This is a genomic window from Subtercola sp. Z020 (assembly GCF_002931235.1).
In the GTDB taxonomy this organism is placed as follows: domain Bacteria; phylum Actinomycetota; class Actinomycetes; order Actinomycetales; family Microbacteriaceae; genus Subtercola.
In genome coordinates this window covers 21,357-42,636 of the sequence record NZ_PSTT01000094.1, presented here as the reverse complement: position 1 = coordinate 42,636, position 21,280 = coordinate 21,357, and the positions used below count along the sequence as shown (strand labels likewise).

At 63.8% G+C, this 21,280-nt stretch carries 21 protein-coding genes and 2 tRNA genes; 14 read left to right on the top strand and 9 right to left on the bottom strand.

All coding sequences use genetic code 11. From position 1 onward, the window contains the following. Positions 1-31 precede the first annotated feature (31 nt). From trxB to C5B96_RS11790, 4 genes are all read left to right on the top strand, one after another. Positions 32-1,033: a thioredoxin-disulfide reductase gene (gene trxB / locus C5B96_RS11805; RefSeq protein ID WP_104245558.1), complete on the top strand. Its 1,002-nt coding sequence runs from the start codon at positions 32-34 to the stop codon at positions 1,031-1,033. A 39-nt stretch (positions 1,034-1,072) separates the two neighbouring features. Beyond that, positions 1,073-1,399, top strand: coding sequence for a thioredoxin (trxA, locus tag C5B96_RS11800; protein ID WP_104245557.1), 327 nt, complete (start codon positions 1,073-1,075; stop codon positions 1,397-1,399). 131 nt (positions 1,400-1,530) lie between these two features. Then, positions 1,531-2,862: a PLP-dependent aminotransferase family protein gene (locus C5B96_RS11795; RefSeq protein ID WP_104245556.1), complete on the top strand. Its 1,332-nt coding sequence runs from the start codon at positions 1,531-1,533 to the stop codon at positions 2,860-2,862. A 2-nt stretch (positions 2,863-2,864) separates the two neighbouring features. Continuing rightward, a complete protein-coding gene (locus tag C5B96_RS11790) occupies positions 2,865-3,827 on the top strand; it encodes a D-alanine--D-alanine ligase (RefSeq protein ID WP_104245555.1) in 963 nt (320 codons plus the stop codon). Positions 3,828-3,838: 11 nt separating this feature from the next. Here the strand turns inward: C5B96_RS11790 and C5B96_RS11785 are convergent, their stop codons facing one another. From C5B96_RS11785 to rpmH, 8 genes are all read right to left on the bottom strand, one after another. After that, positions 3,839-4,828, bottom strand: a complete 990-nt coding sequence (locus C5B96_RS11785) for a ParB/RepB/Spo0J family partition protein (RefSeq protein WP_104245554.1) — start codon at positions 4,826-4,828, stop codon at positions 3,839-3,841. Then, positions 4,821-5,753, bottom strand: coding sequence for a ParA family protein (locus tag C5B96_RS11780; protein ID WP_104245553.1), 933 nt, complete (start codon positions 5,751-5,753; stop codon positions 4,821-4,823). The genes C5B96_RS11785 and C5B96_RS11780 overlap by 8 nt, the downstream gene beginning before the upstream one ends. A 210-nt stretch (positions 5,754-5,963) precedes the next feature. Continuing rightward, positions 5,964-6,605 (bottom strand): 16S rRNA (guanine(527)-N(7))-methyltransferase RsmG, encoded by a 642-nt coding sequence (gene rsmG / locus C5B96_RS11775; RefSeq protein ID WP_369826477.1) that lies wholly within the window; start codon positions 6,603-6,605, stop codon positions 5,964-5,966. 129 nt (positions 6,606-6,734) lie between these two features. Beyond that, a complete protein-coding gene (locus tag C5B96_RS11770; RefSeq protein ID WP_233189178.1) occupies positions 6,735-7,310 on the bottom strand; it encodes a R3H domain-containing nucleic acid-binding protein in 576 nt (191 codons plus the stop codon). A 143-nt stretch (positions 7,311-7,453) separates the two neighbouring features. Further along, a complete protein-coding gene (gene yidC / locus C5B96_RS11765) occupies positions 7,454-8,428 on the bottom strand; it encodes a membrane protein insertase YidC (RefSeq protein WP_104245550.1) in 975 nt (324 codons plus the stop codon). Positions 8,429-8,436: 8 nt separating this feature from the next. Continuing rightward, positions 8,437-8,793 (bottom strand): membrane protein insertion efficiency factor YidD, encoded by a 357-nt coding sequence (gene yidD, locus C5B96_RS11760; protein WP_104245549.1) that lies wholly within the window; start codon positions 8,791-8,793, stop codon positions 8,437-8,439. Continuing rightward, positions 8,790-9,140 carry a ribonuclease P protein component gene (rnpA, locus tag C5B96_RS11755; RefSeq protein ID WP_104245548.1) on the bottom strand — a complete coding sequence of 117 codons (351 nt, stop codon included), beginning with the start codon at positions 9,138-9,140 and terminating at the stop codon, positions 8,790-8,792. The genes yidD and rnpA overlap by 4 nt, the downstream gene beginning before the upstream one ends. A gap of 27 nt (positions 9,141-9,167) precedes the next feature. Continuing rightward, a complete protein-coding gene (gene rpmH / locus C5B96_RS11750; protein WP_022895130.1) occupies positions 9,168-9,305 on the bottom strand; it encodes a 50S ribosomal protein L34 in 138 nt (45 codons plus the stop codon). 324 nt (positions 9,306-9,629) lie between these two features. Here rpmH and dnaA point away from each other — a divergent pair, with 324 nt between their 5' ends. The 10 genes from dnaA to C5B96_RS11700 all read left to right on the top strand — a co-directional run bounded on the left by dnaA (position 9,630) and on the right by C5B96_RS11700 (position 20,535). Beyond that, positions 9,630-11,060, top strand: coding sequence for a chromosomal replication initiator protein DnaA (gene dnaA, locus C5B96_RS11745; protein ID WP_104245547.1), 1,431 nt, complete (start codon positions 9,630-9,632; stop codon positions 11,058-11,060). 351 nt (positions 11,061-11,411) lie between these two features. Then, entirely contained in the window at positions 11,412-12,557 is a 1,146-nt protein-coding gene (gene dnaN / locus C5B96_RS11740; RefSeq protein ID WP_104245546.1) for a DNA polymerase III subunit beta, read from the top strand. Continuing rightward, positions 12,554-13,468, top strand: a complete 915-nt coding sequence (gene gnd / locus C5B96_RS11735) for a phosphogluconate dehydrogenase (NAD(+)-dependent, decarboxylating) (RefSeq protein WP_255414735.1) — start codon at positions 12,554-12,556, stop codon at positions 13,466-13,468. Before dnaN ends, gnd begins: the two co-directional genes overlap by 4 nt. 55 nt (positions 13,469-13,523) lie before the next feature. Continuing rightward, the gene (gene recF, locus C5B96_RS11730) at positions 13,524-14,711 is read left to right on the top strand and encodes a DNA replication/repair protein RecF (RefSeq protein ID WP_104245544.1); all 1,188 of its coding nucleotides are present in this window, start codon (positions 13,524-13,526) and stop codon (positions 14,709-14,711) included. Further along, entirely contained in the window at positions 14,704-15,234 is a 531-nt protein-coding gene (locus C5B96_RS11725) for a DUF721 domain-containing protein (RefSeq protein WP_104245543.1), read from the top strand. Before recF ends, C5B96_RS11725 begins: the two co-directional genes overlap by 8 nt. Positions 15,235-15,355: 121 nt before the next feature. Continuing rightward, positions 15,356-17,317 (top strand): DNA topoisomerase (ATP-hydrolyzing) subunit B, encoded by a 1,962-nt coding sequence (gyrB, locus tag C5B96_RS11720; protein WP_104245542.1) that lies wholly within the window; start codon positions 15,356-15,358, stop codon positions 17,315-17,317. 9 nt (positions 17,318-17,326) lie between these two features. Further along, positions 17,327-19,900 (top strand): DNA gyrase subunit A, encoded by a 2,574-nt coding sequence (gene gyrA / locus C5B96_RS11715; RefSeq protein ID WP_199176638.1) that lies wholly within the window; start codon positions 17,327-17,329, stop codon positions 19,898-19,900. 5 nt (positions 19,901-19,905) lie between these two features. Beyond that, a complete protein-coding gene (locus C5B96_RS11710) occupies positions 19,906-20,313 on the top strand; it encodes a DUF3566 domain-containing protein (RefSeq protein ID WP_104245541.1) in 408 nt (135 codons plus the stop codon). A 62-nt stretch (positions 20,314-20,375) separates the two neighbouring features. Then, positions 20,376-20,449 (top strand) — tRNA-Ile (locus C5B96_RS11705). A gap of 13 nt (positions 20,450-20,462) precedes the next feature. Next, positions 20,463-20,535 (top strand) — tRNA-Ala (locus tag C5B96_RS11700). Between the two features lie 176 nt (positions 20,536-20,711). On the opposite strand, the gene C5B96_RS11695 is transcribed toward C5B96_RS11700, so the two are convergent. Continuing rightward, the gene (locus C5B96_RS11695; RefSeq protein WP_104245540.1) at positions 20,712-21,245 is read right to left on the bottom strand and encodes a hypothetical protein; all 534 of its coding nucleotides are present in this window, start codon (positions 21,243-21,245) and stop codon (positions 20,712-20,714) included. Positions 21,246-21,280 lie beyond the last annotated feature (35 nt).

Sequence of the window (21,280 nt, the reverse complement as noted above, 5' to 3'; positions counted from 1 at the left end):
GGCGTCCCCACCGCGATCAAGGAGCTTGTCGATGCGTCAGATAATCATCATCGGGTCCGGTCCCGCCGGTTTCACCGCCGCCATCTATGCAGCGCGCGCCGGCCTGCAGCCACTGCTGATCGCATCCAGCGTCGAAGCGGGCGGCGAACTCATGAAGACCACGGAGGTCGAGAACTTCCCGGGCTTCCCCGAGGGCATCCAGGGCCCCGACCTGATGACCAAGCTGCAGGAGCAGGCTGAGAAGTTCGGCACAGAGGTTCTGCTCGACGACGTGACGAGCGTCGACTTCTCCGGCGACATCAAGAAGGTCTCCACCGGGTACAGCGGTGACTTCGAGGCGCAGGCCGTCATCTTCTCCACAGGCTCCGCCTACCGCAAACTCGGTCTCGAAGACGAGGAGCGCCTGAGCGGCCGCGGTGTGTCGTGGTGTGCCACCTGCGACGGATTCTTCTTCAAGAAGAAGACGATCGCGGTCATCGGCGGCGGCGACTCGGCCATGGAGGAGGCGACCTTCCTCACGCGTTTCGCCGAGAAGGTGTACCTGGTGCACCGCAAAGACACGCTGCGCGCCTCCAAGATCATGCAGGAGCGCGCGTTCGCGAACGACAAGATCGAGTTCGTCTTCAATTCGGCCGTCGTCGGCATCGACGGGGAGAACACCGTCGAGAACCTGAAGCTCGAGAACACGGTCACCGGCGAGACCAGCGACCTTCCCGTGCAGGGCCTCTTCGTGGCCATCGGCAACGATCCTCGCACCCACCTCGTGCACGGCCAGCTCGACCTGACCGCCTCGGGCACCATTGCCGTGGCCGGCCGCTCGTCGAAGACCAACATCCCCGGTGTCTTCGCCGCCGGTGACGTCATCGACGACACCTACCGCCAGGCCGCGACAGCCGCAGCATCGGGAACCGTCGCCGCCCTCGACGCCGAACACTACCTGGCAGGCCTCGCAGAGGCGTCGGCTATCGCAGAGTTACGCGAAGCCGAGGCTGAGATCGAGCTCGTCGAGGCACTCCAGACGCAGAACTCCTGATCAGCAGCCCTTGAGAACTCCACAGAAAGTAGGAACACGATGTCAAATGCAGCAGCAGTGACCGACGCCAGCTTCGAGGCCGACGTTCTCAACTCCGACGAGACCATCCTGGTCGACTTCTGGGCCGAGTGGTGTGGCCCGTGCCGCGCCGTCTCGCCCATCCTCGACCAGATCGCCGCCGAGCACTCCAGCAAGATCAAGATCGTCAAGCTCAATGTCGACGACAACCCCCAGACCGCCGCGAAGTACCAGATCACCTCGATCCCGGCCATGAAGGTCTACCGCGGCGGAGAGGTCGTCAAGACCATCATCGGCGCCAAGCCCAAGGCCGCTCTCGAAAGCGACCTCGCCGCCTACCTCGCCTAGGGCGAGGCTCACCACAGAACCGCTCGCAGGGGCGCCGACACCGTCGGATGCCTCTGCGCACAGGGTCCGGAGCCACATGTTGTGGCCCCGGACCCTTTTTCTTTTTCGATAGCATTGAATTTCGCCTCTTGATGGAAGTGCACGTGAGCAGCCAAAACACCCCGTCGTCGTCGGGCACGAATCTCGACCCCTGGTACAACAACTACGCGGAGCGCGCTGCCGGCCTGTCCGTCTCCGAGGTGCGGGCCCTGTTCGCCGTGGCCTCCCGTCCCGAGGTGGTCTCGCTCGCCGGCGGCATGCCCTACGTCTCGGCGCTGCCCCGTGAGCTCGTCATCGACTCCATGAACCGCGTCATGACCGAGCAGGGTGCCGTTGCGCTGCAGTACGGCTCGGGGCAGGGTGTACCGCGGCTCCGCGAACACATCCTCGAAGTGATGGCGCTGGAGGGCATCCGGGGCAGCGTCGACGATGTCGTCGTCACGACCGGTTCCCAGCAGGCGCTCGATCTCATCACCAAGCTGTTCATCAACCCGGGCGACGTGATCCTCGCCGAGGCTCCCAGTTATGTCGGGGCGATCGGCGTCTTCCGTTCGTACCAGGCCGACGTCGAGCACGTACTGATGGATGACGATGGGTTGATTCCGGATGCCCTGCGGGAGGCCATCGCCCGGGTACGTTCGTCGGGCCGTACGATCAAGTTCCTCTACACGATCCCGAACTTCCACAACCCCGCAGGGGTGACCCTCTCGGCGGAGCGACGCGAAGAGATTCTGCAGATCTGCCGGTCAGAGGGCATTCTCGTTCTGGAGGACAACCCCTACGGGCTGCTCTACTTCGACGGCCCGCCCCCTCAGGCGCTTCGCAGCACCGAAGACGAGGGTGTCATCTACCTGGGGTCGTTCTCGAAGACGCTGGCACCCGGTTTCCGCATCGGATGGGCCATCGCACCGCATGCGATTCGGGAGAAGCTCGTTCTCGCCGCAGAATCTGCGATTCTCTGCCCGAGTGCCTTCAGCCAGCTGGTCATCTCCGAATACCTCGAGATGGCCGACTGGAAGGGGCAGATCAACACCTTCCGCGGGGTCTACGAAGAGCGCAAGATCACCATGCTCTCGGCACTGGGCGAGCACCTGCCCGAGCTCAGCTGGACCACGCCGAACGGCGGTTTCTACGTCTGGCTCACCCTGCCGGACTACCTCGACACCAAACAGATGCTGCCCCGCGCGGTCAAGGAACTCGTCGCCTACACTCCGGGCACGGCGTTCTACGCCGACGGTGGCGGGCGCAACAAGATCCGGCTGTCGTACTGCTACCCCACTCCTGACCAGATCAGGTTGGGCATCCGTCGCCTGACCACCGTCATCAACGGCGAGATCGATCTGCTCGAGACATTCAGCGCGACCGGGCCGCTGCAGACCGTTCGCTCTTCCTCATTCTCTGCCCCACCACCAGACATGGACTGACAATGACAGACACCCCAGCCACCCGCTCCGTCATCGTTCTCGCCGGCGGTATCTCCCACGAGCGCGACGTGTCCCTCCGTTCAGGCCGTCGCGTCGCCGACAGCCTCATCGCGCGTGGCCACCGGGTCGTTCTGCGCGAGCCCGACTCGTCGCTGCTCGCGGCCCTGGCCGAGGCTGCGCCCGATCTCGTCTGGCCCGCCCTGCACGGGGCGAGCGGCGAAGACGGATCGCTTCGCGCCCTTCTCGATGCACAGGGCATCGCCTACGTCGGAGCGGAAGCCGCGGCCGCCCAGCTCGCCTGGCACAAGCCGACGGCCAAAGTGCTGGTCGAGCGGGCCGGCTACCGGACTCCCGCGTCGATCACCCTGCCCCGGGAGACCTTCAGGGAGCTGGGTGCGTCTCAGGTTCTGGGCGGGGTGCTCAAGCATCTCGGGACCCCCGTCGTCGTGAAGCCGGCCGCAGGAGGTTCCGCCCAGGGAGTCACCGTGGTCGAGAACGAGGCCGATCTTCCCCGCGCCGTCGTCGATGCGTACACCTATGGCGAGACAGCACTGATAGAACAGAAGGTCGTGGGCACCGAGGTCTCCATCGGAGTGGTTGACACAGGGGAAGGCGCCTTCGCACTACCGGCCGTCGAAATCGTACCCCGATCAGGGGTTTATTCTTTCGAGGCCCGTTACAGCGCGGGTGAAACGCAGTTCTACACACCTGCCCGTCTCGGCACGGAGGTCGCCTCGACAGCCGCTGGAGCCGCTCTGGCCATCCATCAGGCTCTCGGCCTCCGCCACATCTCGCGCATCGACCTGATCATCGACGGCGACGGCACCCCGTGGTTCCTCGAAGCGAACGTTCTGCCCGGCCTGACCGAGACATCGCTCGTGCCCCAGGCGATCGTCGCGGCCGGCCTCGACCTCGGTCAGGTCTACGAGGCCATCGGCGAGGTCGCGATCCGCGACGCGCGCTAGCCGAGCGGCCTCTACTCGAAGCGCGGGCCGCCTCGGCCGAAGATCGGCTCGCCCATCTCGGCCAGAATACGGTTGAGATCCTGTATCGTCGCGAAGTCGATCAGGATCTGGCCCCTGGTGGCCCCCAGGCTGACCTTCACCCGCGTGTTCAGGCGGTCTCCGAGTCTCTCGGCGATCTCATCGAGATGGTCATTCCTGCGGCCGGCCGTCGGTCGTACCCGTTTGGCCTTCGGTGCTCTGGATGCCACGGCCTCCGCAGCGCGAACCGACAGGTCTTCGTTGACGATCTTGTCGGCGAGCCGCCCCATCTCGTCGACGTCGACGACGGAGAGGATCGCACGGGCGTGTCCGGCGCTCAGAACACCCGCCGCAACACGCTTCTGTACCGCTGTCGGCAGCTTGAGCAGCCGAATGGTATTGGTGATCTGCGGCCGGGATCGGCCGATGCGCGTGGCCAGTTCGTCTTGCGTGATGCTGAAGTCCGACAGCAGCTGCTGGTAGGCCGACGCTTCTTCCAGAGGGTTGAGCTGCGACCGGTGCAGGTTCTCCAGGAGTGCGTCGCGCAGCATGTTCTCGTCCGCAGTGTCCTTGATGACCGCGGGAATGGTGCTCAGCCCGAGCTCCTTGCTCGCACGGAGACGGCGCTCCCCCATCACCAGCTCGTACTGAGGCTCGCCGGCCGGGCTACTCGCCGAAGCTCCCGATGCTGCAGGCAGTTCACGCACCACAATGGGCTGCAGTACGCCGACCTCGCGGATCGACGCCACAAGCTCGGCGAGATCGTCAGCGTCGAACTCGGTTCTCGGCTGCTTTGCGTTCGGGATGATGCTGTCGGGGCTGAGGCTGGCGAGCTTCGCTCCGGGTACCGACACCAGGTCGGGCTCACTTTCGCCGCGTTCGGCGAAGAAGACGTCGACCGGGCTGACGGAGCGCGATTCATCCGAAGTGGGGATGAGCGAGCCGATGCCCCTGCCGAGTCCGGTGCGTTTCGGGTTAGCCATGCTGCTCTGCTCCTTGAGATGTGTGGTTGTTGCCGCGCCGGGCGATCTCGGAGGCGGCTTCGAGGTAGGAAAGGGCCCCGGTGGACTGCGGGTCGTAGCTGATGACGGTCTGGCCGTAGCTCGGAGCTTCGGAGATCCGTACCGTGCGGGGGATGAGCGCACGCAGCGTCTGCTGGGGAAAGTGGGATCGCACGTCTTCGGCGACCTGGGTGGCGAGACGGGTGCGGCCGTCGTACATCGTCAACAGGATGGTCGACACGGCGAGCCTGGGGTTGAGGTGCTTCTCGATCAACGCGATGTTCGAGAGAAGTTGGCTGAGACCCTCCAATGCGTAGTACTCGCACTGGATCGGGATGAGCACCTCACGGGCGGCCACGAAGGCGTTGATCGTGAGCAGTCCCAGTGACGGTGGGCAGTCGATGAAGACGTAGTGGTAGGGCTCGCCGGCCTCAGCGCTGCGGGCGAGGTAAGCGTCGAGGCTCTCGCGCAGGCGGAGTTCACGGGCGACCATCGGCACCAGCTCGATCTCGGCACCGGCGAGGTGGATCGTGGCGGGGGCGCAGTAGAGCCGGTCGAACTCCGGGCTCTTCTGCACGACATCCTCCAGCGGGAGATCGTGGATCAGAATGTCGTAGATGCTGGGGATCTCGGCACGGTGGTCGGCTCCGACCGCAGTGGACGCATTCCCCTGCGGGTCAAGATCGAGAACGAGCACTTTGGCACCCGTCTTGGCGAGGGCGGCTGCCAGATTGACTGTCGTCGTCGTCTTGCCCACACCGCCCTTCTGGTTCGCCACCGTGAAAACGCGTGTTTCGTGGGGGAGGGGGTACTCGGCCGCCGCCACGGCACGACGACGCTGAGAAAGATCCGCAATCTCCCTTGCGAGGGGGGTCGAGTCGTCGAAACCGATCGATTCGCTTGTCATAGAGTCTTTCTGCGGAGCTAGTGGGTCGTCGTGCAGGGAAATGTTTCACGTGAAACGTGTGAAGATCGGCCGTTCTGGGCACGAATGCGTACCAGGGCACCTCTACGGTACAGCCCTGGCGTACTCAACCGAAGCTGACCGGGGTGTCGCGTCTCCCCTGGTCAATTTCTGCTGAACACCTCTCGCCGAACACCTCTCAGTGAACAGCGCTCACTCAACGGTGGCGGTGATCACCCGAGTGATGTCGTCCAGAACGCCCACCCCGAGATCTCGTACCTCGACGTCGACGAGCTTGAAGCGCTTGATCTGCCTCGCAGCCGCCTCGACCTCCTTCGCCGCACTGGCCCCCTTCATCAGCACGAGTTCGCCATCGGGCCGCACGAGGGGAGCGCACATGGGGATGAGCTTCGAGAACGCGCTCACGGCGCGAGCGGTGATCTGGTCGAGGCCGCCCGTGAATCCGACGTCTTCCGCACGCCCGCGCATCACCGTCACGTTGGGGAGCTCGAGCTCCGCCGCCTGGTCTTCCAGCCACTTGGTGCGACGCTCCATCGGTTCGATCAAGACAAAGTCGACGTCGGGCCGAGCGATCGCGAGAACCAACCCGGGCAGGCCGGCCCCACTCCCGATGTCTCCCACCCGGCCCGGCCGCATGAGCGGCGCTACGATCGCGCAGTTCAGGATGTGTCGACTCCACAGCCGGGGGAGTTCCAGCGGGCCGATCAACCCGTACTCCTCACCGTGCACGGCGAGGTTCAGTGTGAACTGTCGCGCCTTTCCGATGGTCGCGGCCCCGAAGAGCTCGTTCGCAACGGCCGGTTCAGGCTCGAGGCCCTCAGGGAGATCAGCCATCATTCATCCTTCATCTCTGTGCGAGCACGTCCGGCTCGCTCTAATAGAAATGGCGTGAGCCCTCCAGGGTCCACGCCATCTCCAGGGTCCAGATGTTCCACGTGAAACATCTGGATCCACTAAACCAACTCAGGACTGCTTGATCACCGTGTGGCGGTCGCGGCCTTCGCCCTCTGAGTTCGAGGAGAAGCCACGCGCAGCCACGATGTCGTGAACCACCTTGCGCTCATACGAGGACATCGGCGCAAGAGCGACGGAGAACTCCCCGCCCACCTCGATGCGATCGACGGCGTCGGTGACCAGCTGCGCCAGCTCGGCTTCGCGGATCTGGCGGCTACCCCCGACATCCAGAATCAGACGGGAGAAGCCGCCCGTCTTGGTCTGCACGGCGAGGCGCGTGAGCTCCTGGAGAGCCTGAACGGTATCGGGCTGCGAGAGGAGCCGCAGGTTGCTGTCTTCCGACGAATTCACCGACACGTAGGCACGACCCGCACGGGCATCGATGTCGATGTCACCGTCGAGATCGCAGATGTCGAGCAGTTCCTCGATGTAGTCGGCAGCGATGTCACCCTCTTCTTCGAGAGCGTTCTCCGACGGCGCGGCAGCAGCCCCGGCATCCTGTACAGCCTGGCTCGTCTCGGCACCCTCGCCGACCGACCCTGCGGCCTCAGCAGAACTCGCGGACGGAGCCGAGCCTGTGGCCACAGCATCCGTAGCGGCTACACCGGTCGCAACATCACCGGTCGCAGCGCCACCGCTCACAGCCTCACCGCTCACTCCCTCACGGCTGGCACCACTCTCGGTAGCGACGTCGCTACCGAGGTCTGTGGTCATTTCACTCACGTCGCTCACTTCTTCTCACCTTGTTTCTTCGCACGGGTCTTGCCCACCGGCTGCTGGCGCTGCGTCGTCTTCGGCACCTCGAGAACGACATGGTTCACACTGCCGTCAGCCGCGGTGGCGATGTTCAACTTACCCTTCTTCGCCAACCTGATCTCACGCGCCTTCGCCGCCTCACTGCCGGGGGTCGGCATGTTGCGGATGACCAGGAACTGCTGGCCCATGGTCCAGAAGTTCGAGGTCAGCCAGTAGAACATGACGCCGAGCGGGAAGCTGAACCCCGAGAAGGCGAAGACCAGCGGGAGGATGTAGAGCAGGATGCGCTGCTGCTTGAACATCGGGCTGTTCTTGGCTTCGGGGGACTGGTTGCGCGACATGATCTGCAGCTGCGTGATGAACTGCGACCCGGTCATCAGAACGACCATGATGACCGCGATGATCATCACAGCGACATCGCCGGTCGTGGTGGCCTGCTGGAAGCTCTCGTGCAGCGGGGCGACCCCGAACAGCTTCGCGTTGCCGAACTGCAACGCCAGGTCGGAGTTCAGCCAGAACACGCCCGCCGTGCCCTTCTGGGCATCGTTCAGCACGGAGAAGAGCGAGAAGAAGATCGGCATCTGCAGCAGCAGCGGCAGACAGGAACTCAGCGGGTTGGTACCCGTCTTCTTGTAGAGCTCCATCGTCTCGCGCGACATCGCCTCGCGGGAGAACTGGTCCTTCTTGCCCTTGTATTTGTCCTGGATCTTCTTCAGCTGGGGCGCGACCTCGAGCATCTTGCGCTGGCTCTTGATCTGCCGCACGAAGATGGGGATCAGGGCGGCGCGGATGACCAACACCATTCCCACGATCGAGAGCACCCAGGTGAGACCCTCGGCAGGGTCCATGCCGAGACCCGTGAGAACGGTGTGGAAGAGAACGAGCAGACCTTCGACGACCCATTTGATAGGCCACAGAATGGTGCTGATAAAACCGGGAATGTCCATGCTTCGGGTTAGCCCTTTCCTTGGCTACTGGCTACGACGAAACCGAATCTCGTGACACGGAAGTGTTGTGTGCGGGGCGGGGGAACGTCATCGATCCCGCCGGCAGCCCAAGGATGACAGCGCGCGAGGCGATAGCCGCCGAGCGCGATTCCCAGGATGAGACCCCGCTGCTGAATCGCTTGCAGGGTATACGACGAACATGAGGGGTAGTACCGGCAGACGTCGCCATAGAGAGGCGAGATGACCGCGCGGTAGGCCCTGAGGAGAAGAACCGCGGCATTGCGCGGCAGCAGATACGCGCCGATGGCGAGGGTGCGGATGATCGACCCTGCCGACACCGGACGATCGGCGCTCACCGCGCTCATGCCGTCACCTGCAGAAGTACTTTCGCGCGGGCGAGCGAACGAGCGACGTCGGTGCTCAGGTCGTCGAACGTGGAGGTCGCCGCGCTCGGCAGCGCCCGGATCACGATCTCCGTTCCCGGCGCGACCGTCGACTGAAGGGCGTAGCAGATGGCCTTGAGCCGACGCCGCACGCGGTTGCGCTGAACGGCGACGCCCACGGCCTTCGACACGATGAAACCGAAGCGGGCCGGCGCGTCGCCGTTCTGGCGAACGTACGTCACCGAGGTGGGTGCGGCGAATCTGGCACCGCGACGCACAGCAGCGCGGTATTCATCTGCTGTCGTAACCCGAGCCGTCTTGGCCAGCACCTGGAACGGAACTAATCGCGGGGGATGCTACGCGGAGAGCTCGGTGCGGCCCTTGCGACGACGAGCCGAGAGGATCGCGCGACCGGCGCGGGTACGCATGCGCAGACGGAAGCCGTGCACCTTGGCGCGGCGACGGTTGTTCGGCTGGAAGGTTCTTTTGCTCATGATGTGTTCTCCGTGGGCCCAGCCAATAGCGCCGGGAAGCTTCTTAGGGTGTGCAGCGTGCACACAAGTCAACTGATTAAAACTACGGCCTGAGGTTCGAATGGTCAAACCGACAGCGGCCAAACGCCCAATTATCCACAGTCGATTGTCAGAGCGCGGGACGGACACGCGGAGGGCGCAGACAATCAACTTGATCTGACCCTGTGCAATCACTAGCTTAGATCCCTAGGTTTGTGACGAAAAGTCTTGGGGAAGACGTCACGCAATCAGAGTGATCTCCCTCGCAGCCGCTTGGACTCACATTTCCGTTCCGACAGGAGTTCCATGGCCGACGATCCCGGTTCACCGGAAGCCAACTGGCGCACGGTTCTGCAGGCGCTGTCGACCGACGAACGGATCACTCCGCAGCTGCAGGGCTTCCTGGGCCTCGTGGTTCCCAAGGGCATCATGGCCGGGTCGTTCTACCTCGAAGTCCCCAACGATCTCACGCGCGGGATGCTCGAACAGCGCATCCGCGTTCCCCTTCTCTCTGCGCTCGGCCGACTCGACGAGTCGTACGGGGTGACCAGCTTCGCTGTCGTGGTGAATCCCGACATCAGTGGCAACGACTATCTCCAGCAGGCAGAGGTCATCGAGATCGTGCCCACCCCCTCCGCCGGGTATGTGGAGACCACCCCCGTGCAGGAAACTGTCGGGCCGCTCCGCAACAACGACACCCGGCTGAACCCGAAGTACAGCTTCGACAACTTCGTCATCGGCGGCTCGAACCGCTTCGCCCATGCGGCGGCTGTCGCCGTGGCCGAGGCGCCGGCGAAGGCGTACAACCCGTTGTTCATCTACGGCGATTCGGGTCTGGGCAAGACCCATCTGCTGCACGCCATCGGCCACTATGCGATGAGTCTCTACCCCGGGGTACGGGTTCGGTACGTCAGCTCCGAGGAGTTCACGAACGACTTCATCAATTCGATCGCCAACAACCGCGGTGCGGCCTTCCATTCGCGGTACCGCGACATCGACCTGCTGCTCATCGACGACATCCAGTTCCTGCAGGGAAAAGCGGAGACCCAGGAAGCCTTCTTCCACACCTTCAACACGCTGCACGACCACAACAAGCAGGTCGTCATCACCAGTGACCTACCCCCGAAGCATCTCACCGGGTTCGAAGACCGCATGCGCACCCGGTTCGAGTGGGGTCTCATCACCGACGTGCAGACACCCGACCTCGAGACGCGCATCGCGATCCTCCGGAAGAAGGCGCAGAGCGAACGGCTCCAGGTGCCCGACGAGATTCTCGAGTACATGGCATCGAAGGTCTCATCGAACGTCCGTGAGCTCGAGGGGACCCTGATCCGGGTGACGGCCTACGCCAGCCTGACCCGCAACCCTGTCGACCTCGCGCTCGTGCAGACCGTTCTGAAAGACCTCATCACCCTCGACGACGACAACGTCATCGCTCCCGTCGACATCATCGGCCATACCGCGGAGTACTTCAAACTCTCCGTCGACGATCTCTACGGTTCGTCGCGCTCCCAAGCCATCGCGACGGCACGACAGATCGCGATGTACCTCTGCCGTGAGCTGACGAGCCTCTCGCTGCCGAAGATCGGCCAGCTGTTCGGTGGCCGCGACCACACCACGGTGATGTACGCCAACAACAAGATCGGCAAGCTGATGACCGAGAAGCGCTCGATCTACAACCAGGTCACCGAGATCAGCAGCCGCATCAAGCACAATCAGCGCTACAAGGGCATCTGACAGCTGTTTCCACACGTTGTGCACAACCCTGTGCATAACCGACCCGAACATGTTGACGGTCTGTGGGCAGTTGTGGGATCGGCTGTCGGGTCTTCTCCTCCACACCTCGGTAATTACAAGAAGTTCACGCAGAGATTCAACAACTCACACCGGTGTAGTTCCCTTGTGTTCACACGGATCCGGCTCAGTTGTCCACATATCCACGTCGGTTAAGAAGATTAATCTTTAAACCTTTAATTGATCCGGCCAATAACTTCTACAGGCCGGAAAGTGCGCACCGAGACAGCGCACCCGCAAGCGGTCGGCACCGGATAGCATTGACCGACCAACACGCACAGACTGAGGTGAAGAGTGAAGTTCCAAGCCAACAGAGACGTCTTCAGCGAAGCCGTCTCGTTCGCCGTCAAGCTGCTTCCGCAGCGAACCACTCTGCCGATCCTGAGCGGCGTGCTCATCGAAGCGAGTGGAGACGGTCTCACTCTGTCGTCATTCGACTACGAGGTCTCCTCGCAGACGCAGATCACGGCCGACGTCGAAGAACCGGGCCGGGTGCTCGTCTCCGGCCGCCTCCTCTCCGACATCGCGAACCGCCTGCCGAATGCGCCGGTGCGCTTCTACACCGAAGACACCCACATCATCGTGACCGCCGGCTCGGCGAAGTTCACCCTGTTGAACATGCCCGTCGAGGAGTACCCGAGCCTCCCGGTCGTCAGTGACCAGTCGGGCCTGCTGAAGTCCGACGACTTCTCCGCAGCTATCGCCCAGGTCGCGGTGGCCGCATCGCGAGACGACGTGACTCCCGTCATCACCGGCGTGCAGCTCGAGATCTCGAACAACAGCCTCTCCCTCGTCGCCACCGACCGGTACCGCGTCGCTGTGCGCAACATCGACTGGGACTCGGGAACGTCGGAGATCGAGACGGCCACGGCGCTCGTGCCCGCCAAGACGCTGCAGGAGATCGGCAAGACCTTCGGCAACAGCGGAACCATCTCGGTCGCCATCACGAACACCGACGACCGCGAGCTCATCGCGTTCAAGGCCGACCGCAAGACGGTGACCTCCCTGCTCATCAAGGGCAACTTCCCTCCCGTCAAGCGGCTGTTCCCCGAGTCGGTCGACAACTACGCCGTGATCAACACCGCAGACCTCATCGAAGCGACCCGGCGCGTGTCGCTCGTGCTCGAGCGCGAGGCCGCCCTGCGATTCACCTTCACGATCGACGGCGTGACTCTCGAAGCGATCGGCTCCGAGCAGGCGCAGGCCTCCGAATCGATCGACGCTCTGCTCACCGGCACAGACACCGTGGTCTCCCTGAAGCCCCAGTTCCTGCTCGACGGGCTGGGTGCTGTGCACTCTGAGTATGTGCGCATCTCCTTCACGAAGACCGACAACCCCAACAAGCCCGGGCCCGTGCTGATCACCAGCCAGTCCTCCAAAGACCAGCCCGGGTCAGACGACTACAAGTACCTGCTTCAGCCGAACCTTCTGCTGCGCTGAACGTCACCAAGCAAGGAGACAACATGAACCTCGGACTCATCGGCCTCGGCAAAATGGGCAACAACATGCGCGAGCGCCTGCGCGCGGCCGACATCGACGTGGTCGGTTACGACCGCAACCCCGCTGTGAGCGATGTCGCCGACCTGGCGGCCCTCGCCGCCGCCCTCCCCGCACCGCGCATCGTCTGGGTCATGGTGCCGGCAGGCGAGATCACCGACTCGGTCATCACCGACCTCGCCGACGTTCTCGACGAGGGCGACCTCATCATCGACGGTGGCAACTCGCGGTTCACCGAAGACTTCAAGCACTCCGAATTCCTGGCGCCGAAGGGCATCACCTTCGTCGACGCGGGTGTCTCCGGCGGAATCTGGGGCCTGAAGAACGGTTATGGCCTCATGGTCGGCGGCCGCAAAGAAGACATCGAGCGCGCGATGCCGATCTTCGATGCGCTTCGCCCCGAAGGCCCGCGCGACGAAGGCTTCGTCCACGCGGGCGAGGTCGGCGCCGGCCACTACGCCAAGATGGTGCACAACGGTATCGAGTACGCGCTCATGCAGGCCTACGCCGAAGGGTACGAGCTCCTCGACACCAAGAAGGACATCATCAAAGATGTCACCGGAACGTTCAAGGCGTGGCAGCGCGGAACCGTCGTTCGTTCCTGGCTGCTCGAGCTGCTGGTTCTCGCGCTCGAACAGGACCCGGAGTTCGACGACATCGAGGGGTACGTCGAAGACTCCGGCGAGGGCCGGTGGACGATCGAAGAGGCGCTCGAGAACGCCGTTCCCGTGCCGACCATCAGCGCTTCGATCTTCGCCCGGTTCGTGTCACGCCAGAAGGATTCGCCCTCGATGAAGGCCGTTGCCGCACTTCGCAACCAGTTCGGCGGCCACGCTGTGAAGAAGGCCGACTGACCGACGGCCCGAATGCGGTGGCCTACTCCGGTCACCGCATTCCCTCGGAGTTCCCATGCTGGTCAACCACCTGAGCCTCACCGACTTTCGCAACTATCCGGTCGCCGAGGTCACCCTGAGCGCCGGCCCGAACCTGTTCGTCGGCAGCAACGGCCAGGGCAAGACGAACCTGGTGGAGGCGCTGGGCTACCTCAGCACGCTCGGCTCGCATCGGGTCTCGAACGATCAGGCTCTCATCCGAAGCGGCCAGCAGGCGGCGATCATCCGGGCCCGACTGGAGCACGCCGGTCGCGAAGTGCTGGTCGAACTCCAGATCAACAGGTCGGAGGCCAACCGCGCACAGGTCAATCGCACCGTCACGAAGGTGCGCGAGATTCCGCGGTACTTCTCCAGTGTTCTCTTCGCCCCCGAAGACCTCGCCCTCGTGCGGGGCGACCCGTCGGGCCGGCGCCGGTTCATCGACCAGTTGCTCATCGCCCGGAGCCCGCGACTGGCCGGGGTCGCGACCGACTACGACAGGGTTCTGAGGCAGCGGAACACGCTGCTGAAATCGGCCCGCACTTCAGGCGTCAAGGCCAACCAGTTGTCGACGCTCGAGATCTGGGATGACCGGCTGGTCGTTCTCGGCTCCGAGCTCATCGCCGAGCGCGATGCGCTGGTCTCGCAGCTTCGCCCGTACATCGAATCGGCGTACCTGGCCGTCGCGGGCTCCGACCACTCGCCGCGTATCAGCAGCACGTTGAGCATCCTCTCCTCGTCGTCGGGCGATGACGAACTGGATGACCAACCCGGGGTGTCTGCAGAGAGGCTCGGTTCGCCCTTCCGCCGCGCCGATGTGGAGACGCAGTTCCGGGCCGCGCTCGCCGGGCTCCGCAGGCAGGAGCTCGATCGAGGGATCACGCTCTGCGGCCCGCACCGCGACGACCTGCTCTTCGAACTCAACGGTCTCCCCGCGAAGGGGTATGCCAGCCATGGGGAATCGTGGTCGTTCGCGCTGGCCCTGAAACTCGCCTCAGCCGACCTCCTGCGCACCGATTCACCGTCGGGTGACCCCGTCGTCATTCTCGACGACGTCTTCGCCGAACTCGACAAGGCCCGGCGTGCCCGGCTGGCGGCCGCGGTCTCCGACTACGAGCAGGTGCTGATCACGGCTGCGGTCTTCGGCGACGTGCCGGTCGAGCTGACCGCCCGCACGGTGCACATCTCCGGTGGCACGATCGTCGAAGAGCCCGCCGATGGCTGACGGAACAGCTGAGCAACCGGCTGGGGAACGGCCCGTTCTGCCGGCGAACGAATCGCAGTCCGTCTACCTGCGGTTCAAGCATGTCTTCGGGGATGCGCGGCTGATGAGCCGCACCAGGCTGCGCCAGCGACGGCAGCCGGCGGGTGAGACGGTGCCGTACGGAACCGGTCGTGACCCGAAGGGCATCAGTTCGGTGATGGATTCCCTCACCAACGAACTGGGCTGGACCTCGTCGCTGGCGAAATCCGACCTCATGCTCGCGTGGACCGAGATCGCGGGCGCAGAGACGGCCGAACACTCTCGTCCGGTAGGGATAACGGACTCGGTTCTGAGCGTTCAGTGCGATTCCACAGCGTGGGCGACACAGTTGCGTCACATGCGCACGATGATCATGACGCGCATCGCCCAGGAGTACCCGGAGGCGGGGATCGAGTCGGTGCGCTTTTTGGCCCCTGACGCCCCATCCTGGAAAAGAGGCTCCAGATCAATTCCAGGGCGGGGCCCTCGCGATACCTACGGGTAGGGAGGCAAAACAGGTCACCCCGACAAAATAAACGTCCCAGATCGCCGTCAAAGCGTCTGATGAGACCCCGTGTTTGGTAGAATGAAGGGTCGTCTCATCATGCTTTGGAGCCCATATATCTATGACATCCCCACTTGACCAGTCCGACTCCGAAGACGAATATGGCGCAGACGCCATCCAGATCCTCGAGGGCCTCGAAGCGGTTCGCAAGCGCCCCGGAATGTACATCGGCTCGACCGGTCCGCGGGGGCTCCACCACCTGGTCTACGAGATCGTCGACAACTCGGTCGATGAAGCGCTCGCCGGGTACTGCGACACGATTCTCATCACCATCCTGAAAGACGGCGGGGTGCGTGTCGTCGACAACGGTCGCGGCATCCCCGTCGACATGAACAAGCACGAGAACAAGTCGACCGTCGAGGTCGTGCTGACCATCCTGCACGCCGGTGGCAAGTTCGGTGGCGGCGGCTACTCCGTCTCGGGTGGCCTGCACGGTGTGGGCAGCTCCGTGGTGAACGCCCTGTCGGCCGAGCTCGACGTCGAGGTTCGCCGCCAGGGTCACGTCTACCGCCAGAGCTACAAACACGGCGTTCCGCAGGCACCGCTCGAGCAGGGTGAGGCCTCGACGGAGACCGGCACGACGATCACGTTCTGGCCGAGCCGCGAGACCTTCGAGACCGTCGACTTCGACTATGAGACGCTGCGCGCGCGCTTCCAGCAGATGGCCTTCCTGAACAAGGGCCTGCGGCTGACGCTCACCGACCAGCGCGGTGACGAAGACGTCGTCGTCTCCTATCTCTATGAGAAGGGACTCGTCGACTACGTCGAGTACCTGAACCGCGCCAAGAAGAACGAACTCGTGCACGAGGAGGTCATCTCCTTCGAGAGCGAAGCGCCCGACCGCAAGATCTCGCTCGAGGTCGCCATGCAGTGGACCAACGGGTACACCGAGAGCGTGCACACTTACGCGAACACGATCAACACGCACGAGGGTGGCACACACGAAGAGGGCTTCCGCGCCGCGCTCACCTCGCTGGTGAACCGGTATGCGCGCGAGAAGCAGATCCTGAAGGAGAAAGACGAGAACCTGACGGGCGACGACGTTCGCGAGGGTCTCACCGCTGTCATCTCGGTGAAGCTCGCCGAGCCGCAGTTCGAGGGCCAGACGAAGACGAAGCTCGGCAACACCGAGGCGAAGGCCTTCGTGCAGCGCGTCGCCGGCAAGGAGCTCGCCGACTGGTTCGACCGCAAGCCGACCGAGGCGCGGGAGATCATCCGCAAGGCGATCCAAGCGTCGCAGGCGCGCATGGCTGCCCGTAAGGCCCGGGAGCAGACCCGTCGAAAGGGTCTGCTCGAAGGCGGCGGCATGCCCGGCAAGCTGAAGGACTGCTCGAGCCGCGACCCGGTGAAGAGCGAGATCTTCATCGTCGAGGGTGACTCGGCCGGCGGTTCCGCCATTCAGGGCCGCAACCCCGAGACTCAGGCGATCCTGCCCCTCCGCGGCAAGATCCTCAACGTCGAGAAGGCGAGGCTCGACCGCGCACTCGGCAACAACGAGGTGCAGGCGATGATCACGGCGTTCGGCGCCGGCATCGGCGAAGACTTCAACCCCGACAAGGCGCGCTATCACAAGATCGTGCTGATGGCCGATGCCGATGTCGACGGACAGCACATCACGACCCTGCTGCTGACGCTGGTGTTCCGGTACATGCGGCCCCTCATCGAGCTCGGGTACGTGTACCTCGCGATGCCTCCGCTCTACCGCCTCAAGTGGTCGAATGCTCCGCACGAGTACGTGTACTCCGACGCCGAGCGGGATGCCCTGCTCGCGCACGGTGCAGCGGCCGGCAAGCGCATCCCCAAGGAGAACGCGATCCAGCGCTACAAGGGTCTCGGCGAGATGGACTACCGCGAGCTGTGGGACACCACGATGGACCCGGAGACGCGCACCCTCCGCCAGATCACGCTCGATGATGCGGCCGCAGCCGACGAGATCTTCTCGACCCTGATGGGCGAAGACGTCGAGTCCCGACGCAACTTCATCCAGAAGAACGCCAAAGACGTTCGATTCCTCGACATCTAGAAGAGACCCATGACTGACGAAAACACTCCCGGCGACCCCATCGACGGTGAAGCCCTCGCGCCTGACTCCCGCGGAATGATGACCGACCGCATCGAGCAGGTCGACCTGCAGCTCGAGATGCAGCGTTCGTACCTCGACTACGCGATGAGTGTCATCGTCGGGCGTGCACTGCCCGACGTGCGCGATGGCCTGAAGCCGGTGCACCGCCGCGTCATCTACGCGATGTACGACGGCGGGTACCGCCCTGACCGGGCATTCTCCAAGTCGGCGCGCGTCGTCGGCGAGGTCATGGGCCAGTTCCACCCGCACGGCGACTCCTCCATCTACGACGCGCTCGTGCGCCTCATCCAGCCCTGGAGCCTCCGCTATCCGCTTGCCCTCGGGCAGGGCAACTTCGGCTCGGCCGGCAACGACGGCGCTGCGGCCCCCCGGTACACCGAGACGAAGATGGCTCCGCTCGCGCTCGAGATGGTGCGCGACATCCAAGAGGAGACCGTCGACTTCCAGGACAACTACGACGGCCGCACCCTCGAACCCGTCGTGCTGCCGAGCCGGTTCCCGAACCTGCTGGTGAACGGCTCCGTCGGCATCGCGGTCGGCATGGCCACGAACATCCCGCCCCACAACCTGCGCGAAGTCGTCGCCGGCGCCGTCTGGTGCCTCGAGAACCCGGATGCCACGCGCGAAGAACTGCAGGATGCGCTGATCCAGCGCATCAAAGGCCCCGACTTTCCGACCGGCGCCCAGATTCTCGGGGTGAAGGGCATCCACGATGCCTACCGCACCGGGCGCGGGTCGATCACGATGCGAGCCGTCGTGAACGTCGAAGAACTGCAGGGTCGCACCTGCCTCGTCGTGACCGAACTGCCGTACCAGGTGAACCCCGACAACCTCGCGATCAAGATCGCCGAGCTCGTCAAAGACGGCAAGATCGGCGGCATCGCCGACATCCGCGACGAGACCTCCGGTCGAACGGGCCAGCGGCTCGTCATCGTACTGAAGCGCGACGCCGTGGCGAAGGTCGTGCTGAACAACCTCTACAAGCACACCTCGCTGCAGGAGAACTTCGGCGCGAACATGCTGGCGATCGTCGATGGAATTCCGCGCACCCTGCCGATCGATGGGTTCATCACCGAGTGGGTCGCGCACCAGGTCGATGTCATCGTGCGCCGCACCCGGTTCCGTCTGCGCCGTGCCGAAGAGCGCATGCACATCCTCCGCGGGTACCTGAAGGCTCTGGATGCTCTCGACGAGGTCATCGCGCTGATCCGCCGTTCGCCCACCGTCGACGATGCCCGCACGGGGCTCATGGAGTTGCTCGACGTCGACGAGATCCAGGCCGACGCCATCCTGACGATGCAGTTGCGTCGACTCGCGGCTCTCGAACGCCAGAAGATCGTCGATGAGGCCGCCGCGCTGCAGCTCGAGATCGACAGCTACCACGTCATCCTCGACAGCCCGGCGCGCCAGCGCGAGATCATCATCGAGGAGGTGACGGAGATCGCCGACAAGTTCGGTGACGACCGCCGCACCGAGATCATGTTCGGTTTCGACGGCGACATGAACATGGAAGACCTCATCCCCGAGGAGGAGATGGTGGTCACCGTCACGCGCGGCGGATACATCAAGCGCACGCGGAGCGACAACTACCGCAGCCAGCACCGGGGCGGCAAAGGCGTCAAGGGCGCACAGTTGCGGGCAGACGATGTGGTGGACCACTTCTTCGTCACCACGACGCACCACTGGCTGCTGTTCTTCACGAACACCGGCCGGGTGTACCGCGCGAAGGCGTACGAGCTGCAGGAGGCCGGCCGGGATGCGAAGGGGCAGCACGTCGCCAACCTTCTCGCCCTGGCACCCGACGAGCAGATCGCCCAGATCCTCGACATCCGGGACTACAAGGCCGCGACCTACCTCACACTCGCCACGCGCGAGGGGCTGCTGAAGAAGACCGCGCTGAGTGAGTACGACACGAACCGCTCCGGCGGCATCATCGCGATCAACCTGCGCGAGGGCGACGAACTGGTGTCTGCGCTGCTGGTCGAGGAGACGAGCGACGTTCTGCTCGTGTCGAAGAAGGGCATGAGCATCCGGTTCACCGCCTCGAATGAAGCGCTCCGCCCCATGGGACGATCGACCGCGGGTGTGATCGGCATGAAGTTCCGTGACGACGACTACCTGCTCGACGCGTCGATGGTGTCAGACAACGGATTCGTCTTCGTGGTGACGGAGGGCGGCTACGCCAAGCGCACCTCGGTCGACCAGTACCGGCTGCAGGGGCGTGGTGGTCTGGGCATCAAGGTCGCGAAGCTGCAGGAGGCCAGGGGCGATCTCGCCGGCTCGCTCATCGTCGACGAGGAGGACGAGGTCTTGGTGGTTCTTGCCAGCGGCAAGGTGGTACGCTCCTCCGTGGCCGAAGTCCCGGCCAAGGGCCGAGACACCATGGGTGTTGTCTTCGCGAGATTCGCTGAAGACGATCGGATCATCGCATTGGCCAAGAACACCGAACGCACCGTGGTTCTGGAGGAAGTCGCCGAGGCGGAGGCCTCCGAAGATGCCGCGGATGCTGGAGAGGAAAGCTAAGACCCATGAGTAATGTGGCCGAGAAGCTCGCCAAGAAGTCATCACGCCCCGCCCAGACCAAGCAGGTGCGCCTGCGCCTGGTCTACGTCGACTTCTGGTCGATCCTCAAGCTGTCGTTCCTGTGGTCGATCATCCTCGGGATCGTCACCGTCGTGGCGGCGTTCCTGATCTGGTCGCTGCTGAACCAGACGGGTGTGTTCGACTCGGTCAACAAGGTGCTGACCGAGATCGCCGGCACGGGCAACTTCGACATCAACGACTTCGCCTCCCTCGGGCAGGTGATGGGATTCGCGATCATCGTGGCGATCCTCGACGTGATCGTGATCACAGCGCTGGGCGCGATCGCGGCCGTTCTGTACAACCTGACGGTGAAAATCACCGGCGGAGTGATGCTCGGTTTCACAAACAAGTAGGTTTTGGGTAAGATCGTAAAGTTGCGTTTCCCGGTACAGCCGGGAGGCACAACAGCCCAGACGGGGGTATAGCTCAGTTGGTTAGAGCGCTTCACTGATAATGAAGAGGTCCCAGGTTCAAATCCCGGTACCCCCACCCATTCCCTTACGGGGCCTTAGCTCAATTGGTAGAGCGCCTGCTTTGCAAGCAGGAGGTCAGGAGTTCGATTCTCCTAGGCTCCACTCGAATCACAAGAAACCGGCCAGCGGGCCGGTTTTTTTGGTTCGAGCGTCGCTCCATTTACTTCTGGCTGCGCCGGTCCCCGCCCGGCGCAGCGCGCTTCGCTTGCTTGCGCCGTTGTGTTAAGCAGAAAGACCCGGCTCCCTGTGGAGGCCGGGTCTTTCTCGTGCTGGGGAGACTAGGAGGCGGTGGTGCCTGCGTCGATCTCGTCTTCGCTGATCCAGAGCTCGTCGTCGGCGCGGAAGGTCTGCCACACGGCATAACCGATACCGACGAGGGCGACCGCGCCCGTCACGAGCGCAACATAGGTGCCGACGTGCGAGTTCTTCTTGGCCGCCTGGGGGCTGACCTTCGAGATCGCCGACTTCACGGTCTTGTTGTCACTCACACCGAGCGCACCCGCCGCTGAGGCCAGGCCGCCACCGATTGCCGGCAGAATGTCGGAGTTGAACTTCGACTTGGCCTGGTCGCTCGCGACCTTCACCGAGGCGAGGCTGTGGGCCGTCGACTGAGCGATGGAGTCGGAGGCCGTCTTGGTCGCGGTGCGCACGCGCGGCACGACCTCTTCTTTGGTCAACTCGCCCAACTGCAGTTTCGCTTCACGAGCGACGTGGTTGGCACGGTCGAGAATCTCCTGCTGGTCGCTCCAGAGCTTGTCGGCAGTGGAGCGCAAATTCTTGAGCGCCTTCTGGCGTTTACGGGTGAGACTCATCAGAAACCTCCATCGGCTGAGAACGCGGTCGAACC

Coding starts and splice junctions, on each gene's coding strand:
- trxB (WP_104245558.1), top strand. CDS start 32: ATGCGTCAGATAATCATCATCGGGTCCGGTCCCGCCGGTTTCACCGCC.
- trxA (WP_104245557.1), top strand. CDS start 1,073: ATGTCAAATGCAGCAGCAGTGACCGACGCCAGCTTCGAGGCCGACGTT.
- C5B96_RS11795 (WP_104245556.1), top strand. CDS start 1,531: ATGGAAGTGCACGTGAGCAGCCAAAACACCCCGTCGTCGTCGGGCACG.
- C5B96_RS11790 (WP_104245555.1), top strand. CDS start 2,865: ATGACAGACACCCCAGCCACCCGCTCCGTCATCGTTCTCGCCGGCGGT.
- C5B96_RS11785 (WP_104245554.1), bottom strand. CDS start 4,828: ATGGCTAACCCGAAACGCACCGGACTCGGCAGGGGCATCGGCTCGCTC.
- C5B96_RS11780 (WP_104245553.1), bottom strand. CDS start 5,753: ATGACAAGCGAATCGATCGGTTTCGACGACTCGACCCCCCTCGCAAGG.
- rsmG (WP_369826477.1), bottom strand. CDS start 6,605: ATGGCTGATCTCCCTGAGGGCCTCGAGCCTGAACCGGCCGTTGCGAAC.
- yidC (WP_104245550.1), bottom strand. CDS start 8,428: ATGGACATTCCCGGTTTTATCAGCACCATTCTGTGGCCTATCAAATGG.
- yidD (WP_104245549.1), bottom strand. CDS start 8,793: ATGAGCGCGGTGAGCGCCGATCGTCCGGTGTCGGCAGGGTCGATCATC.
- rpmH (WP_022895130.1), bottom strand. CDS start 9,305: ATGAGCAAAAGAACCTTCCAGCCGAACAACCGTCGCCGCGCCAAGGTG.
- dnaA (WP_104245547.1), top strand. CDS start 9,630: ATGGCCGACGATCCCGGTTCACCGGAAGCCAACTGGCGCACGGTTCTG.
- recF (WP_104245544.1), top strand. CDS start 13,524: ATGCTGGTCAACCACCTGAGCCTCACCGACTTTCGCAACTATCCGGTC.
- C5B96_RS11725 (WP_104245543.1), top strand. CDS start 14,704: ATGGCTGACGGAACAGCTGAGCAACCGGCTGGGGAACGGCCCGTTCTG.
- gyrB (WP_104245542.1), top strand. CDS start 15,356: ATGACATCCCCACTTGACCAGTCCGACTCCGAAGACGAATATGGCGCA.
- gyrA (WP_199176638.1), top strand. CDS start 17,327: ATGACTGACGAAAACACTCCCGGCGACCCCATCGACGGTGAAGCCCTC.
- C5B96_RS11710 (WP_104245541.1), top strand. CDS start 19,906: ATGAGTAATGTGGCCGAGAAGCTCGCCAAGAAGTCATCACGCCCCGCC.
- C5B96_RS11695 (WP_104245540.1), bottom strand. CDS start 21,245: ATGAGTCTCACCCGTAAACGCCAGAAGGCGCTCAAGAATTTGCGCTCC.